The following is a 15135-nucleotide window of genomic DNA, read 5'->3' as shown; positions in this document are numbered from 1 at the left end:
CGCCGTCAGCCGAGCACGCGGCCCGCGACGGCGTCGAGCTTCGCCAGCAGAGCCGGATCGCGATGCTCGGGCGCGGTGACGAGAGCGAAATCGAGCGCCCGGTCGGACCCGATCGGGCACGGCTCATGCTCCGCCGGGAAGGCGGCCGCGAGGCTCGCGATCAGGCGCCGCGCCACCGCGCCGTTCTCCCGCATCACCTCGAGGATCTCGGCGACCCCGACCCCGTCCTCGTGCGGCCGCCAGGCGTCGTAATCCGTGACCATGGCGACGCTCGCATAGGCGATCTCCGCCTCCCGGGCGAGCTTCGCCTCGGGCATGTTGGTCATGCCCACGACCGACGCCCCCATCGCCTTGTAGGCCAGCGATTCCGCCCGGGTGGAGAACTGTGGGCCTTCCATGCAGACATAGGTCCCCCCCACCACATGCCGCGCTCCGGCCTCGACGGCCGCGTTCGCGAGCCGCGCGACGAGGTTGGGCGAGACCGGATCCGAAAACGCCACATGGGCGACGCAGCCGGCGCCGAAGAACGAGGTCTCGCGGCGGAAGGTGCGATCCATGAACTGGTCGACGAGAACGAAGGTCCCGGGCGGCAGATCCTCGCGATAGGACCCGCACGCCGACAGCGACACCAGATCGGTGACGCCCGCCCGCTTCAGCACGTCGATGTTGGCGCGGTAGTTGATGTCGGACGGCGATAGCCGGTGCCCGGCCCCGTGCCGCGGCATGAAGACCACCCGGGTCTCACCGAGCCAGCCCTCCTTGGGCGGCGCCGAAGGCATGCCCCAGGGGCTCGTGATGTCGAGTTCGCGGACGCGGGTGAGTTCCGCCAGATCATAGACGCCGGAGCCGCCGATGATGCCGAGGGTCGCTTTCATGACTGTCTCCCTCCAGATGCAGGAACGGCGGACCACCGGGGCCCGCCGCACGAAAATCCCTGCTCGCGGAAATCAACAGGTCAGTGAGCGGAAGCCCACACCCGCCGCTTCGTGAAGTACAGCAGTCCCGCGAACACGATCAGGAAGAACATCACCACAAGCCCGAGCCGCTTGCGGTCGACCAGGTGCGGCTCCGCGGCCCAGACCATGAAGGCCGTCACGTCACGGCTGTACTGGTCCACCGTGGTCGGAGCGCCGTCCGTGTACTCGACCTGCCCGTCCTGGATCGGCTTGGGCATCGCGATCCAGTGGCCCGGGAAGTACTTGTTGTAGTGCAGGTTCCCCTGCGCGGGCTTCTGGCCCGCCGGCGGCTCCTCGTAGCCGTTCAGCACGGCGTGGAGGTAGTCCGGCCCCTGCTCCTGGAACTGCGTGAAGATGTCGAACACGAACCACGGGAAGCCGCGCTCATAGGTGCGCGCCTTGGCGAGCGTCGACATGTCCGGCGGATAGGCTCCGCCATTGGCGGCGCGCGCCGCCTGCTCGTTCGGGAACGGGGCCGGGAAGTAGTCCGACAGCCGGCCCGGGCGCTCGAACATGTCGCCCTGGTCGTTCGGGCCGTCCTTGATCTGGTATTCCGCCGCGATGGCCCTGGCCTGGGCCTCCGTGAAGCCCGGGCCGCCCTCCTCCGCAAGATTGCGGAACGCCACCATGGAGAGCGAATGGCAGTTCGCGCAGACCTCGCGGTAGACCTTGAAGCCGCGCTGGAGCTGGCCGGGATCGAACTTGCCGAAGGGCCCCGAGAACGACCACTTCTCACGCGGCGGCTGGACCTGCTCGGCGGCGCCCGCGGCGCCCGCGCCAAGAGCGGCGAACGCCAGGCCGACGCCCATGGCCAGCGCGGCGGCGCGCAGCGTGCGCGCAGCGTGTGCGGCGTTCATGCTCATTCCCCCGATCCGCCCCCACATGGCCGCGCTCAACGCCCGCCTCCCGTCGCCGGCGCCGCAAGGCCGGGAGTGCCCGGCGCGGGCCCGCGCGCGACGTCCAGAACAGAGTCCGCGATGGACGGCGGCAAGGGCTTGGTCTTCTCGAAGAAGCCCAGCAGCGGCAGGATGATCAGGAAGTGCGCGAAGTAGTAGACCGTCGCGATGCGGGCGAACACGACGTACCAGCCCTCGGCGGGCTTCGAGCCCAGCCAGCCCAGCAGGATGCACACGCCCACGAAGATCCAGAAGAACTGACGGTAAAGCGGCCTGTAGTTCGCCGACCGGACCTTGGAGGTGTCGAGCCAGGGCAGGAAGGCCAGGATGGCGACCGAGCCGAACAGGGCCATCACGCCGCCGAGCTTGGACGGGATCGCGCGCAGGATCGCGTAGAACGGCAGGAAGTACCATTCCGGAACGATATGGGCCGGCGTCACGAGCGGGTTCGCCGGGATGTAGTTGTCGGCGTGCCCAAGGTAGTTCGGCGTGTAGAAGATGAACCACGCGAACATGATCATGAAGCAGACGACCGCGAAGGCGTCCTTGAGCGTCGCGTAGGGCGTGAACGGAACGGTGTCCTTGCGGATGTCCTTGACCTCGACGCCGGTCGGATTGTTCTGCCCGACATGGTGCAGCGCCCAGATGTGGAGCCCGACCACGCCGACGATCATGAACGGCAGCAGGTAGTGCAGCGCGAAGAACCGGTTGAGCGTCGCGTTGTCGACCGCGAACCCGCCCCACAGCCACGTGACGATCGCCTCGCCCACGACGGGGATCGCCGAGAACAGGTTGGTGATGACGGTCGCGCCCCAGAAGGACATCTGGCCCCAGGGCAGCACGTAGCCCATGAAGGCGGTGGCCATCATCAGCAGCAGGATGATGACGCCGAGGATCCACAGCACTTCGCGGGGCGCCTTGTAGGAGCCGTAATACATGCCGCGGAAGATGTGGATGAACACCGCGATGAAGAACATCGACGCGCCGTTGGCGTGCATGTAGCGCAGCAGCCAACCATAGTTGACGTCGCGCATGATCTTCTCGACCGACAGGAACGCGTTGCCGGCGTTCGGGTCGTAGTGCATCGCGAGCACGACGCCGGTGAGGATCTGCGCGACCAGCATGACCACGAGGATCGCGCCGAACGTCCAGAAATAGTTCAGGTTGCGCGGCACCGGATAGGCGATTGCGCTGGAATGAACCAGACCCGCGATCGGCAGCCGGTCTTCGAGCCATCGCGCGGCCCGACTTTTCGGCTCGTACGTTGAGTGCCCTTCCATCGACGTCCCGTCCCCGAATATCGGCGTTGCTTATGATTGTGTCGTTTCAGCCGATTTTTATCTTGGTGTCCGACTCGAATGCGTAGGTGGGAACCTGAAGGTTCTGCGGCGCCGGACCCTGCCGGACGCGCCCGGCGCTGTCGTAATGCGAACCGTGGCAGGGGCAGAACCAGCCGCCGAAGTCGCCGGCGTTGCTGATCGGCACGCAGCCGAGATGGGTGCACACGCCGACGACGACGAGCCAGTTCTCCTTGCCCTGCGCGGCGCGGTTCTCGTCGGTCGCCGGAGCGTCGGGCGGCAGGTTGTCGTTGCGCGCCACGCGGTCGACCAGCTGCTCGAGCTTGACCTGCTTGGCCTCCTCGACCTGCTCCTTGGACCGGTTCCACACGAACACGGGCTTGCCGCGCCACTTGATGGTGACGACCTGGCCTTCGGGGATCTGCGAGAGGTCGACCTCGGTCGAGGCGAGCGCGAGCGCCGCGCGGTCAGGGTTCATCTGCGCGATGAACGGCCACGCCAGAAACGCGGCGCCGACCCCCGCCGCAGCTCCTGTCGCCAGGAAAAGGAAGTCGCGACGATTCGGATCTTGCGCGTCGTCCATCGCTGTCACACTCGTGCTCCCAGCCACGAATTCGTCTCGTCTCACGCGCCGCGTTTCCCGGTCGGCTTGTCATGAGAGTAAGTCGAAACAGTCGCCGGCTTCTCGCACCCGGAAGCCGCGGCTGTCCACCCTGCGGCCGGGGTTACGACGCGGTGTCGCACCGATCGGGACACCATGTCGCAGCGCGGTAACACGCGGTGATTTTAAGGCCTTCGCGATCATGCGCCTTGCGTTGTACCAGCCGGACATTCCGCAGAACGCCGGAACGCTCCTCCGACTCGCCGCCTGCATGGGCCTTGCGGCGGACATCGTCGAGCCTGCCGGCTTCCCGGTCTCGGACCGCGCTTTCCGGCGGGCGGGGCTCGATTATCTCGAGAAGGTCTCGGTCGTCCGGCATGCGTCGTTCGCGGCGTTCGAGGCCCGGCGGCGCGCGGAAGGCAGCCGGCTCGTGCTGCTGACCACCCGCGCCGAGACCTCCTATCTGGACGCGCGCTTCGCCCCGGACGACGTCCTGATGGTCGGTCGCGAATCGGTCGGCGCGCCGCCGGAGGTGCATGACGCCGCCGAGCTGCGGGTCGCCGTCCCGATGCTGCCGGAGTTGCGGTCGCTCAATGTCGCGATAGCGGCCGCGATGGTCCTGTCGGAGGCGCTCCGGCAGACCGGGCAGTTTCCCTCCTGGCCGCCGCCGGCGTAGACCGCACTGATTGTGCTGGAGACACCCATGACCGCGTCGCTCGTCGACATCGCTGACCGCAAGGAGCGCGCCCGCGCCTGGTTCGAGGAATTGCGCGACAGGCTGCACGCCGCGTTCGAGGCGATCGAGGACGCCGGCCCGGGCGACGGCCCGGCGGGACGCTTCGAGCGCACGCCCTGGAACAGGACCGACCACACCGGCAAGCCCGGCGGCGGCGGCGTGATGGGCATGATGAAGGGCCGCGTGTTCGAGAAGGTGGGCGTCCACGTCTCCACCGTGCATGGCGAGTTCGCGCCCGAGTTCCGCAAGGAGATTCCCGGCGCGATGGAGGCGCCGGAGTTCTGGGCGTCCGGGATTTCGCTGATCGCGCACCCGATCAATCCGAACGTGCCTACCGTGCATATGAACACCCGGTTCGTGGTGACGAGCCGGGCCTGGTTCGGCGGCGGGGCCGACCTCACGCCGGTGCTCGACCGGCGCAGGACGCAGGAGGATCCGGACGCGCAGGCCTTTCATGCCGCGATGCGCGAGGCGTGCGAGGGTCATGCGGTGGCCGACTACGCCAAGTACAAGGCGTGGTGCGACGAGTATTTCTTCCTCAAGCACCGCGGCGAGCCGCGCGGCATCGGCGGCGTCTTCTACGACTGGCTGGACAGCGGGGACTTGGAAGCCGACTTCGCCTTCACGCGTTCGGTCGGTGAGAAATTCCTGGAGATCTATCCGAAGATCGTCCGAGCCAACGTGCAGACGCCATGGACCGAGCAGGACCGTGCCGAGCAACTCGTCCGCCGGGGCCGCTATGTGGAGTTCAACCTGCTCTACGATCGCGGCACGATCTTCGGGCTGAAGACCGGCGGCAACGTCGCCTCGATCCTCTCCTCCCTGCCGCCGCACGCGGCCTGGCCCTAGAGCTCTCCGACCTCTCCGAGAGCGAACTCGAGCACCTGCGCGACCGCCGTGGCGCCGTCGGGGAAATCCGCCGCGATCCAGGCCCGCTCGGCGGCCCGCAGCGCCCGGCCCATGCGCGGGCCAGGCGGCACGCCCCTGTCGAACAGGTCCGCCGCCGAGAACGGCAGAGGCGGCGCCTTCCAGCGGTCGGGGAGCGTCAGCAGCATGGCCCAGCGCCAGTCGCCGGGCTCCTTTCCCGCGTCCGCCCAGGCGAGACGGACGCGGTCCCGATAGGCCTCGGCCCCCTCCCTGTACAGCAGGCGGCGCGCGGCCGCCTCGTCGCCGTCAGGGGAAAGGGCGGGGATCATGTCGCCGATCTTTTCGAGGCGCTCGGCTTCCGCGTTCGACAGCCGCAAGCGTGAGCGCAGGCGTTCTGCGTCTTCGCTGACGAACTGCGAGAGCGCTGCGAGCCGAAGCAGCGCGTCCGGGGCGCGCGCGTCGAGCCGGGTCAGGCGGTCGAGACGGGCGAGCCGGTAGGCGCCGCCGATCAGCGGGGCGAGCAGGCCGGCCTGCGCCATCACGGCGATGGTCTCGGCCGCGCGACGCGCGACGAGCAGCTTCAGCAATTCCGCCCGCACCCTCTCGCGCGAGAGGCTCACGAGCCCCTCTCGCTGCCGGACCGAGGCGAGAAGGCCGTCAGGATCCGGAGCCCCTTCGGCGTAGCGGGCATGGAAGCGGAAGAAGCGGAGGATGCGAAGGTAGTCCTCCCGTATCCGCTCGCACGCCGAGCCGATGAAGCGCACCCGCCGCGCCTTCAGGTCCGCGAGCCCTCCGACATGGTCGTGGACCACGCCGGAGCGATCCAGATAGAGGCCGTTGATGGTGAGGTCGCGGCGTTGCGCGTCCTCGGCCCAGTCCCGCGTGAAGGCCACCACCGCCCGTCGGCCGTCGGTCGCCACGTCGCGGCGAAGGGTGGTCACCTCGAATGGCGTCCCGTCGACGATGACCGTGACCGTGCCATGCGCGAGGCCGGTCGGGACCGTCTTCCAGCCGCGATCAGCGGCGCGCGCCAGCACGACCTGCGGCGTGGCCGTGGTCGCGACGTCCACGTCGCCGGGCGCATCGCCCAGCAACGCGTCGCGAACCGCGCCGCCGCTGACCCGCGCCTCCTCGCCGTCCGAATCGAGCGCGGCCAGCAGGCCCGCAAGCGGCCGCGACGTCAGCCACGCCAGATCTGCGATCCGGCCGCGACGTTCGGTCATTGCTGGCCCGGTTCGACGAGCCGGCCGGGCACGAAAACGCCGTCCTTTTCATGGGCCGGGATGTAGAGCGCCCGCGTGGAGCCGCCGCTCGTGAGCGCGAGCGCCGCGAGGCTCGAGAGCACGAGCGCGACGCCGGCCGCGCCGAGCCACGCCATCGGAACGCCGCGCCACCGCTCGGGCGCCCGCCAGCCGCGGCCGCTTGCGCCGAGCCACAGCGCGTAGATCACGAAAGGCAGGAAAAACAGGAGCGCTTGAAGCGCGATGCGGCTCATGAGCCGTACAGCCTCTCATACAGATTGCGGAGCAGTCCCGCCGTCACGCCCCAGATATGGCGCTCCTGCCAGGGCATGTGGTGGATCCGCCTGAAGCCGCCGCGCCATTCGCGCATTTCCACGCTGTGGTTCTCTTCGCTCATCAGGAAATCGAACGGCGCCTCGAAGGCGTCGTCCACCTCCCCCGGATCGAGCGTCAGTCGGTAAAGCGGGTCGATCTCCGCCACCACCCCCACAATGCCGAAACCCGAGTTGGTCACGTAAAGGTCAAGATAGCCGAGCGGCCGGACCAGGGCGCGATCGAGGCCGATCTCCTCCTCGGCCTCGCGGAGCGCCGTATCGAGCGGCGACCGGTCTTCTGGCTCGCGCTTGCCGCCCGGAAAAGAGATCTGCCCGGCGTGGACGGGCAGGCCTTGCGCGCGCTGGGTGAACAGCAGCTGCGGCTGCGGCCGCGCCACCACCCCGACCAGAACCGCAGCCGCGCGCGGCGTGACATGGGCCGGGAGCAATTCGCTCTCGCCGGTCACGACCGTCTCGGGGTCGTCGGGGTCAGGCGGTTCGGGCAGGAGGCGAAGGCTCGCCCGGCGACGGATGTCATCGAGCCCGAAGAGCGATTGCTCGGCGACCGCGGAGACGCCGCTCACGGCGTCGTCCCCTGCGGATCAACCGGGAAAAACATCCCTCCGGCCGCGACGCCCTGCTGACCGTCGCGCTCCTCGATCAGCTCGACCAGATCATAGGTCGCGGAGCGCGCCACCAGCGCCCACAGGTCGGAGCGCACCCGCACATAGGGCTTGAGGCCCGGGCCTGACTGGTCGAACCGGATCGGATGGTCGGGCCCTGCGTCGATCACCTCGTCGACATTGGTGCGGAAGCGGATGCGGCGCGCCAGACCCTCGCCCTCGGCCGCCATCTCGACCGCCAGGAACGGCGCATCCTCCACCGTGATCGACAGCTTCTCGGCGGGCGTCACGAGCACATAGCCGTCCGGGTCCCGCCGGAGCACCGTGGAGAACAGCTTGACCATTGCGGGCCGGCTGATCGGCGAGCCCTCATAGACCCAGGTTCCGTTCGCCTTGATGACGAGGTCGAGCGCGCCGCAATGGGCGGGGTTCCAGGCCTCGACCGGCGCCGGCCCCCGGCTGCAGGCCTCACGGGCCGCCTCGGCGAGGAGCTGCATCCGCGCGGCTGCCGCGTCTTGCGGTGATGCGTCTGGAACTTCCATGTTCACTTCAGGTTGACGCTCTCATGGTCGACATGCCGGCCTCAACATCGCCCGGTTGTCGGTCTCTGGTCCGCCTGAAGGTATGGCGCCCGGACGCGGCGGGTAAGGTCCGCGCCTTGCTGCGCCGCCAGATCGGCGGTTGCAATATCGCCCGTAGGGTCGTCGGATGAACGGCAAGTCCGCCAACGCGGAATCGAGGAGAGTTCGGATGACCGAGCCGGCGACTGACCTGGACGCCGCCATCGTGCGGGGCGCGGAAGCCATCGGCGGCCATGTCGCGGCGGCGCGCGCGGCCATAGGTGAGGTCATTTTCGGCCAGGAGAAGGTGGTCGAGCAGGCGCTTCTGACGGTGCTGTGCGGCGGGCACGCCCTGCTCGTCGGCGTCCCCGGCCTCGCCAAGACCAAGCTGGTCGAAGCGATGGGAACGGTGCTCGGCCTCGACGCACGGCGCGTGCAGTTCACGCCGGACCTGATGCCGTCGGATATTCTGGGCTCCGAGGTGCTCGAGGAAGACGCCCACGGGCGCCGCTCGTTCCGCTTCATCCAGGGGCCGGTGTTCGCTCAGCTCCTGATGGCGGACGAGATCAACCGCGCCAGCCCGCGCACGCAGTCCGCGCTGCTGCAGGCCATGCAGGAGTATCACGTCACGGTCGCGGGCGCGCGCCACGACCTGCCCCGTCCGTTCCATGTGCTCGCGACCCAGAACCCGCTGGAGCAGGAAGGCACCTACCCGCTGCCCGAAGCCCAGCTCGACCGTTTCCTGCTGCAGATCGACGTCGACTACCCGGACCGCGACGCGGAACGGCGGATCCTGCTCGCGACGACCGGCGCCGAGGAGGTTCGCCCCCGCCAGGCGCTCAGCGCCGAGGACCTGATGGGCGCCCAGCGCCTGGTGCGCCGCCTGCCGGTCGGCGAGTCCGTGGTCGAGGCCATTCTGGACCTGGTGCGCTCGGCGCGGCCGGAGACCGCCGACAAGGCGTTCGCGGACAAGATCGCCTGGGGCCCCGGCCCGCGCGCGAGCCAGGCGCTGATGCTCGCCGTTCGCGCCCGCGCGCTGCTCGACGGGCGGTTCGCGCCATCGATCGACGACGTCGCCGCGCTCGCGCCGCCGGTGCTGAAGCATCGCATGGCCCTGAACTTCTCGGCGCGCAGCTCGGGCGAGACCCTCGAGGCGGTGATCGCCAGGCTCGTCGAGCGGCTCGGCTGACGCTGATGGCGGTTCGCGCCGAGCTCGTCGATTCCTCGGCCGTCCGGATCGTCTCGCGGCACGAGGAGGCCGCGCTCGATCTCGCCGGAAGCCTGCCCCGGCTGCTGGTCGCGGCGCGGCGCGCTTCGGCCACGGTCGTGCATGGGCTGCACGGCAGGCGGCGGGCCGGCGTCGGCGAGAATTTCTGGCAGTTCCGCCGCTTCTCGGCCGGCGACGCTCCCGGCCGGATCGACTGGCGCCGTTCCGCCCGGGACGAGCACCTCTACGTGCGCGAGCAGGAATGGGAGGCGGCCCACACCGTCTGGATCTGGATCGACCGTTCCCGGTCCATGGCCTTCCGATCGAGTCTCGCGCCCGTCCCGAAGATCGAGCGGGCCGTGGTGCTGGGCCTTGCGCTCGCGGATCTTCTGGTGCGGGGCGGAGAGCGGGTCGGCCTGCTTGGCCTCAGCCGGCCGACGGCCAGCCGGCTCGCCACCGAGCGTCTGGCGCAGGCGCTCGCCTACGCTCCCGACGATGGCGGACATCTGCCGCCGGCCACGGCGCCGATCGCCCGCCTCGCGGAAGCGGTGGTGATCGGCGACCTGCTGGCGCCCGAAGAGGAGATCGAAGCGGCGGTCGCGGGTCTCGCCGGACGCGGCGGCCGGGGGCATCTGGTGATGATCGCCGACCCCGCGGAGGAGACGTTCCCGTTCTGGGGCCGCACCGAATTCATCGACCCGGATGGCGGCCTCAGGCTGGTCGCGGGCCGGGCCGAGGAGTGGCGGGCGGGCTATGAGGAACGGCTTGCGCGCCACCGCGCCGCAGTCGCCGGGATCGCGCGCCGCCATGGCTGGAGCTTCATCATCCACCGCACCGATCGGCCCGCGACCGAGGCGCTGCTCGGCCTGCATGCGCAGCTCGGCGAGGCCGAGCGATGAGCGCGCTGCCGCTCGCGTTTCTCAGCCCCTGGATGCTGGCGGCGCTGCTTGCGCTGCCCGCGCTGTGGCTGCTGCTGCGGATCGTGCCGCCGCGGCCGCGGCGCGTGGACTTCCCGCCCCTGCGCCTGCTGCTCGACGTCACCGCCAGGCGCGAGACGCCGGTCCGAACGCCGTGGTGGCTGCTGCTGCTGCGCCTCGCGCTCGCAGCGCTCATCATTCTCGCTCTGGCGCGGCCGATCTGGAACCCGGCTGAGGCGGCCTCCGGCCAGAGCGGCCCGTTGCTGGTCATCATCGACAATGGCTGGGCGTCGGCGCCGGACTGGGCGGCGCGGGCGGCAGCCGCCGAGGCGGCGATCGCGACCGCGGGCGACGCCGGGCGTCCCGTGGCCCTGGTCGGGACCGCGGAGCCGCCCCGCGAGCTGACGCTGACCACGGCGGGCGAGGCCACCGAGCGGCTGCGCGTCCTTGCGCCGGAGCCCTTCACGCCCGACCGGACGCCGCTGCTGGGTCCGATCCGCAAGCTGCTCTCTGCCAATCCCGCCACCGAGGCCGTGTGGATCTCCGACGGCCTCGCCGGCGGCGAGGCGCGCGCCTTCGCCGAAGGCCTCGACGCGGCGCTCGGCGGTCGCCTGCAGATGCGGCTCGACGACACGCGTTCGGCCCGCGCCCTGGCGGCCGCCGAGAACACGCCGGCGGCGCTGACCGTGAAGGCGCTGCGGGCCGAGGCGGCCGGGCCGGAGCCGTTCCGCGTTCGCGCCTCCGATCTCCGCGGCCGCCCGCTCGCCGAGGCCGAGGGCGCATTCGCAATTGGCGCCCGTGACGCTAGCGCGACCTTCGACCTCCCCATAGAACTCCGCAACGACGTTGCGCGGCTGGAGATCGTGGCCGCGCGGTCCGCAGGGGCCGTCCAGTTGCTCGATCAACGTTCCAAGCGGCGCGCTGTGGGGCTCGTCACCGGAGCGACCGCCGACGTCGCCCAGCCGCTGCTGTCGCCGACCTACTATGTTTCGCGCGCGCTCAAGCCGTTCGCCGACGTCCGTGAAGCGAGCGGCCAGGGCGCAAGCCAGGCGGTCGAGAGGTTCGTCTCCGAGAAGCTTCCGGTCATCATTCTCGCGGATGTCGGCGCTCTGACCCGGGAGGCTCACGCTGCGCTCGCGGGGTGGCTGCGCAACGGCGGCGTGCTGATCCGCTTTGCCGGGCCGCGCCTGGCCGGAGCGCCGGACGACGAACTCTCTCCCGTTCGCCTGCGCCAGGGAGGACGGGTGCTGGGCGGGGCGCTCGCCTGGGAGACCCCGCAGCCGCTTGCGAGCTTCTCGCCGAACGGCCCCTTCGCGCCGCTCGTCGCGCCTAGCGACGTAACCGTCAGCCGCCAGGTTCTGGCCGAACCCGACGCGGAGCTTCCGGGGCGCGTGTGGGCGACGCTCGGCGACGGCACGCCTCTGGTGACCGGAGCGCGCCAGGACAAGGGCCTGAGCGTTCTCTTCCACGTCACGTCCGATACGCGGTGGTCGAACCTGCCGCTCTCGGGAGCCTTCGTGGACATGCTGCGGCGGATCGTCGACCTCGCCGGCTCCAGTCCCGCCGCGCTCGCGCCCGACGCTGCGTCGGCAGCGTCCTCGGCCCGGCGTCCCGCGCTTCCGCCGACGCGCACCCTGGACGGCTACGGCGCCTTCCGCAGCCCGCCGGCGACCGCCCGCCCCGCTCCCGCCGAGGGCCGCCCAGCTGCGACGCCGGACAATCCGCCAGGCTTCTACGGCCCCATCGACGCCGGCGTGGCGATCAATACGCTGCCCGCAGACGCCGCGCTGCAGCGGCTCGACCTGGCGGGGCTGAGGATGTCCGTGGCGCAGATCGCGACCGAGGAGCCCATGCCGATCGCGCCATGGCTGCTCACGCTGGCCGCGATCGCCGCCATTGTGGACAGCCTGGTCGTGTTCCTGCTCGGGGGTGGCGCGGCGTTGCTCGGGCGCCGTCCGCGAGCCGCGGCGCTTCTCCTTGCGGCTGCGGGGCTCGCTCTGTTCGCGGGACCCGGCGCGCTACGCGCCGAGCCGGCCGGGCGCACTCCGATCGACGATCGCTTCGCCCTCGAGGCGACGCTCTCGACGAGGCTCGCCTATGTGACGACGGGGGACTCCGAGGTCGATCGCGTCAGCAAGGCCGGGCTCGAAGGCCTCACGCAGACGCTGGGACAGCGCACGGCGCTGGAGCCCGGCGCGCCGATGGCCGTCGACCCGGCGAAGGACGAACTGTCGTTCTTCCCGCTGCTCTACTGGCCTGTGGTCGACGGCGCGCCTGCGCCTTCCCCGGAAGCGCTGGCGCGGATCGACGCCTACATGAAACAGGGCGGCACCATTCTGTTCGACACGCGGGACGCGCTCACCAGCGGGCCGGGCATGCAGAACGAGACGCTTAAGCGCCTGCTCGGCGGTCTCGACGTCCCGGCGCTCGAGAAGGCGCCGCCGGACCACGTGCTGACGAAGGCCTTCTATCTGCTCGAGGATTTTCCGGGGCGATACGCCGGCAGCCCGCTCTGGGTGGAAGCCCTGCCGCCGGTCGATGAGGGCGAGGAGCGCCCCGCGCGCGCAGGCGACGGCGTCTCGCCGATCCTGATCACGGGCGCGGACTTCGCCGGCGCCTGGGCGATCGGCGCCAATGGCGAGCCGCTGCTGCCGACCTCGACCGACGAGCGGCAACGGGAGATGGCCTACCGGGTCGGCGTCAACATCGTGATGTATACCCTCACCGGAAACTACAAGGCCGACCAGGTGCATGTGCCGGCTCTGCTGGAAAGGCTCGGCCAATGAACGAGCCCCTGGGACGCCGCCGCGCGGCAAGCCGTAGCGCATGAATCTCGACGTCGCCTTCTCGCCGCTCATTCCGCTCCCCGGCCTGATCGCGCTCGCGATCGCCGGCGGCGTCGTCGTCCTGCTGTGCCTGCTCGGCCGCACCCGCGGCGCCTGGCTGCGCGCGGGGGCCCTCGCGTGCCTGCTGCTCGCGCTGGCGAACCCGTCCTTCACCCGGGAAGACCGCGAGCCGCTGACGAACGTGCTCCCGGTCGTGGTCGATCGCTCCGGCAGCCAGACGCTCAACGGCCGCAAGGGACAGACGGACGCCGCTCGCGAGCAGCTCGCCCAGAGGCTGGCCGGGTTGCCGAACACTGAGGTGCGCTGGATCGAGGCCGGTCAGGACGCGACGTCGAGCGACGGCACCGAACTGTTCGCGGCGCTGCGAGACGGCGTCGCCGACGTGCCGCCCGAACGGATCGCGGGCGCGCTGTTCCTGACGGACGGCGTGGTCCACGACGCGCCGCCGGACGCCAGATCGATCGGCTTCAGCGCGCCGGTGCATGCGCTGATCACCGGGAGGCCCGACGAGCGCGACCGGCGGGTGGCGCTGACGCTTGCGCCCCGCTTCGGCATCGTGGGCCAGACCCAGAAGATCGGCTTCCGGATCGACGAGGTCGGCCCAGGCCTCGGCGGCCCTGCCCCGGTGATCGTCCGGCGTGACGGCGAGGAGATCCAGCGGCTGAACGCGACGCCCGGTCAGGTCACGACGATCGACGTCCCTATCGTCCATCCGGGCGTGAACTTCGTCGAGGTCGAGGCCGAGGACGCCGGCGGTGAGATCACCACGGTCAACAACCGCGCCGTCCTGCCGATCGACGGCGTGCGCGAGAAGCTGCGCGTGCTGCTGGTCTCGGGCGAGCCGCACGCGGGCGAACGCACCTGGCGCAACCTGCTCAAGGCCGACGCCAGCGTCGACCTGGTGCACTTCACCATCCTGCGGCCGCCGGAGAAGCAGGACGGCACGCCGATCAACGAGCTCTCGCTGATCGCCTTTCCCACGCGCGAGCTGTTCGCTCAGAAGATCGACGAGTTCGACCTCATCATCTTCGATCGCTACGCGCGTCAGGGCATCCTGCCGATCGTCTATTTCGACAACATCGCCCGTTACGTCCGCAACGGCGGCGCCGTGCTGGTCGCGGGCGGACCCGACTACGCCGATCCCGGCTCGCTCTTCGAGACGCCGCTTGCCCAGGTGCTTCCGGCGGAGCCCATGGGCGGGGTGATCGAGCGGGAGTTCAGACCGACGCTCTCGGAGGTCGGCCGCAAGCACCCGGTCACCCGTGGCCTGACGGGCTCCGAGACCGAGCCGCCGAGCTGGGCGCCATGGTTCCGGATGGTCGATTCCCGGCTTCGCGGGGGCGAAGCCGTGCTCGACGGTCCCGAGGACCGCCCGCTTCTGGTGCTGGCGCGCGAGGACAAGGGGCGCGTCGCGGTCCTGCTGTCGGACCATGCCTGGCTATGGGCGCGCGGTTTCGACGGCGGCGGCCCGCATGTCGATCTGCTGCGCCGGCTGTCGCATTGGCTGATGAAGGAGCCCGACCTCGAGGAGGAGGCGCTGCGCGCGAGGGCCACCGGCAGGACCGTCACCTTCGAGCGGCAGACGCTGAAGGACGAGGTCAGCCCGGTCGACGTGGCCCTGCCGAGCGGAGAGCGCCGTCGCGTGGCGCTCGCGGAAGCGGAGCCGGGGCTGTGGCGCGGCGTCCTGGAGACGCCGGAGCTGGGGCTGCACCGCGCGACCGACGGGACGTTCACCACTCTGGTCAATGTCGGACCGCCCAATCCGCGCGAGTTCACCGAAGTGGCGAGCACCGACAAGCGGCTGCAGGCGGTCGCGTCCGCGACGGGCGGTTCGGTTCGCAGGGTCCAGCCCGACGCCGGAGGAGATCTGGACATTCCGCGCGTCGTGCCGGTGAGCTCGGGCGCGCGCGCGTCCGGAGCCGACTGGATCGGCGTTCATCAGGCGGACGCCAGCGTCGTCCGCGGCCTTGGCATTCTGCCGATCTTCGCGGGATTGCTTGGCCTTCTGCTGCTGATAGGTTCTTTCGCCGCCGCCTGGGCGCGCGAAGGACGATGAGCGCGTCCTCGCGCCGG

General features: G+C 70.4%; 14 protein-coding genes. 6 read left to right on the top strand and 8 right to left on the bottom strand.

Features of this window, described 5'->3' with window-relative positions; translation table 11 throughout:
* Window positions 1–5: 5 nt before the first annotated feature.
* The 4 genes from GGR24_RS00895 to petA form a co-directional block, all read right to left on the bottom strand.
* The gene (locus GGR24_RS00895) at window positions 6–875 is read right to left on the bottom strand and encodes an S-methyl-5'-thioadenosine phosphorylase (RefSeq protein ID WP_183393414.1); all 870 of its coding nucleotides are present in this window, start codon (window positions 873–875) and stop codon (window positions 6–8) included.
* 80 nt (window positions 876–955) lie between these two features.
* The gene (locus GGR24_RS00890) at window positions 956–1813 is read right to left on the bottom strand and encodes a cytochrome c1 (RefSeq protein WP_246397890.1); all 858 of its coding nucleotides are present in this window, start codon (window positions 1811–1813) and stop codon (window positions 956–958) included.
* Window positions 1814–1848: 35 nt separating this feature from the next.
* The gene (locus GGR24_RS00885; protein WP_183393413.1) at window positions 1849–3132 is read right to left on the bottom strand and encodes a cytochrome b; all 1284 of its coding nucleotides are present in this window, start codon (window positions 3130–3132) and stop codon (window positions 1849–1851) included.
* A 46-nt stretch (window positions 3133–3178) separates the two neighbouring features.
* The gene (gene petA, locus GGR24_RS00880; RefSeq protein ID WP_183393412.1) at window positions 3179–3733 is read right to left on the bottom strand and encodes a ubiquinol-cytochrome c reductase iron-sulfur subunit; all 555 of its coding nucleotides are present in this window, start codon (window positions 3731–3733) and stop codon (window positions 3179–3181) included.
* Between the two features lie 220 nt (window positions 3734–3953).
* On the opposite strand from petA, the gene GGR24_RS00875 reads away from it, so the two are divergent.
* On the top strand, window positions 3954–4427 hold the full coding sequence (locus GGR24_RS00875; protein WP_183393411.1) for a tRNA (cytidine(34)-2'-O)-methyltransferase: 474 nt from the start codon (window positions 3954–3956) through the stop codon (window positions 4425–4427).
* 27 nt (window positions 4428–4454) lie between these two features.
* Window positions 4455–5336 (top strand): oxygen-dependent coproporphyrinogen oxidase, encoded by an 882-nt coding sequence (gene hemF / locus GGR24_RS00870; RefSeq protein WP_183393410.1) that lies wholly within the window; start codon window positions 4455–4457, stop codon window positions 5334–5336.
* Here hemF and GGR24_RS00865 read toward each other — a convergent pair.
* From GGR24_RS00865 to GGR24_RS00850, 4 genes are read right to left on the bottom strand one after another with little or no spacing between them, the layout of a single operon-like run.
* Window positions 5333–6577: a CCA tRNA nucleotidyltransferase gene (locus GGR24_RS00865; RefSeq protein ID WP_183393409.1), complete on the bottom strand. Its 1245-nt coding sequence runs from the start codon at window positions 6575–6577 to the stop codon at window positions 5333–5335. The genes hemF and GGR24_RS00865 overlap by 4 nt on opposite strands.
* Window positions 6574–6849 (bottom strand): DUF6111 family protein, encoded by a 276-nt coding sequence (locus GGR24_RS00860; protein ID WP_183393408.1) that lies wholly within the window; start codon window positions 6847–6849, stop codon window positions 6574–6576. Before GGR24_RS00860 ends, GGR24_RS00865 begins: the two co-directional genes overlap by 4 nt.
* Complete coding sequence (locus GGR24_RS00855) at window positions 6846–7493, bottom strand: NUDIX domain-containing protein (RefSeq protein ID WP_183393407.1); 648 nt, start codon at window positions 7491–7493, stop codon at window positions 6846–6848. The genes GGR24_RS00860 and GGR24_RS00855 overlap by 4 nt, the downstream gene beginning before the upstream one ends.
* The gene (locus tag GGR24_RS00850) at window positions 7490–8029 is read right to left on the bottom strand and encodes a DUF1285 domain-containing protein (RefSeq protein WP_183393406.1); all 540 of its coding nucleotides are present in this window, start codon (window positions 8027–8029) and stop codon (window positions 7490–7492) included. Before GGR24_RS00850 ends, GGR24_RS00855 begins: the two co-directional genes overlap by 4 nt.
* A gap of 253 nt (window positions 8030–8282) precedes the next feature.
* On the opposite strand from GGR24_RS00850, the gene GGR24_RS00845 reads away from it, so the two are divergent.
* Genes GGR24_RS00845 through GGR24_RS00830 form a run of 4 tightly spaced genes read left to right on the top strand, consistent with a single transcriptional unit; the run spans window position 8283 to window position 15118 of the window.
* Window positions 8283–9281, top strand: coding sequence for an AAA family ATPase (locus GGR24_RS00845; protein ID WP_183393405.1), 999 nt, complete (start codon window positions 8283–8285; stop codon window positions 9279–9281).
* 5 nt (window positions 9282–9286) lie between these two features.
* Window positions 9287–10198 carry a DUF58 domain-containing protein gene (locus tag GGR24_RS00840; protein WP_183393404.1) on the top strand — a complete coding sequence of 304 codons (912 nt, stop codon included), beginning with the start codon at window positions 9287–9289 and terminating at the stop codon, window positions 10196–10198.
* On the top strand, window positions 10195–13002 hold the full coding sequence (locus tag GGR24_RS00835) for a DUF4159 domain-containing protein (RefSeq protein ID WP_183393403.1): 2808 nt from the start codon (window positions 10195–10197) through the stop codon (window positions 13000–13002). Before GGR24_RS00840 ends, GGR24_RS00835 begins: the two co-directional genes overlap by 4 nt.
* 40 nt (window positions 13003–13042) lie before the next feature.
* The gene (locus GGR24_RS00830; protein ID WP_183393402.1) at window positions 13043–15118 is read left to right on the top strand and encodes a hypothetical protein; all 2076 of its coding nucleotides are present in this window, start codon (window positions 13043–13045) and stop codon (window positions 15116–15118) included.
* Window positions 15119–15135: the final 17 nt, after the last annotated feature.

Origin of the sequence: Hansschlegelia beijingensis, from assembly GCF_014196425.1 — a bacterium.
Classification (GTDB): Bacteria; Pseudomonadota; Alphaproteobacteria; order Rhizobiales; family Methylopilaceae; genus Methylopila; species Methylopila beijingensis.
Note: the sequence above shows the minus strand (reverse complement) of the source record. Positions and strands in the feature narration are given on the sequence as shown.

Bases quoted from the DNA above. Each gene is read 5' to 3' on its own strand.
- GGR24_RS00835 (WP_183393403.1), top strand. From the start codon at position 10,195: ATGAGCGCGCTGCCGCTCGCGTTTCTCAGCCCCTGGATGCTGGCGGCG.
- hemF (WP_183393410.1), top strand. From the start codon at position 4,455: ATGACCGCGTCGCTCGTCGACATCGCTGACCGCAAGGAGCGCGCCCGC.
- GGR24_RS00890 (WP_246397890.1), bottom strand. From the start codon at position 1,813: ATGAACGCCGCACACGCTGCGCGCACGCTGCGCGCCGCCGCGCTGGCC.
- GGR24_RS00850 (WP_183393406.1), bottom strand. From the start codon at position 8,029: ATGCAGCTCCTCGCCGAGGCGGCCCGTGAGGCCTGCAGCCGGGGGCCG.
- GGR24_RS00875 (WP_183393411.1), top strand. From the start codon at position 3,954: ATGCGCCTTGCGTTGTACCAGCCGGACATTCCGCAGAACGCCGGAACG.
- GGR24_RS00845 (WP_183393405.1), top strand. From the start codon at position 8,283: ATGACCGAGCCGGCGACTGACCTGGACGCCGCCATCGTGCGGGGCGCG.
- petA (WP_183393412.1), bottom strand. From the start codon at position 3,733: ATGGACGACGCGCAAGATCCGAATCGTCGCGACTTCCTTTTCCTGGCG.
- GGR24_RS00895 (WP_183393414.1), bottom strand. From the start codon at position 875: ATGAAAGCGACCCTCGGCATCATCGGCGGCTCCGGCGTCTATGATCTG.
- GGR24_RS00860 (WP_183393408.1), bottom strand. From the start codon at position 6,849: ATGAGCCGCATCGCGCTTCAAGCGCTCCTGTTTTTCCTGCCTTTCGTG.
- GGR24_RS00885 (WP_183393413.1), bottom strand. From the start codon at position 3,132: ATGGAAGGGCACTCAACGTACGAGCCGAAAAGTCGGGCCGCGCGATGG.
- GGR24_RS00830 (WP_183393402.1), top strand. From the start codon at position 13,043: ATGAATCTCGACGTCGCCTTCTCGCCGCTCATTCCGCTCCCCGGCCTG.
- GGR24_RS00840 (WP_183393404.1), top strand. From the start codon at position 9,287: ATGGCGGTTCGCGCCGAGCTCGTCGATTCCTCGGCCGTCCGGATCGTC.
- GGR24_RS00865 (WP_183393409.1), bottom strand. From the start codon at position 6,577: ATGACCGAACGTCGCGGCCGGATCGCAGATCTGGCGTGGCTGACGTCG.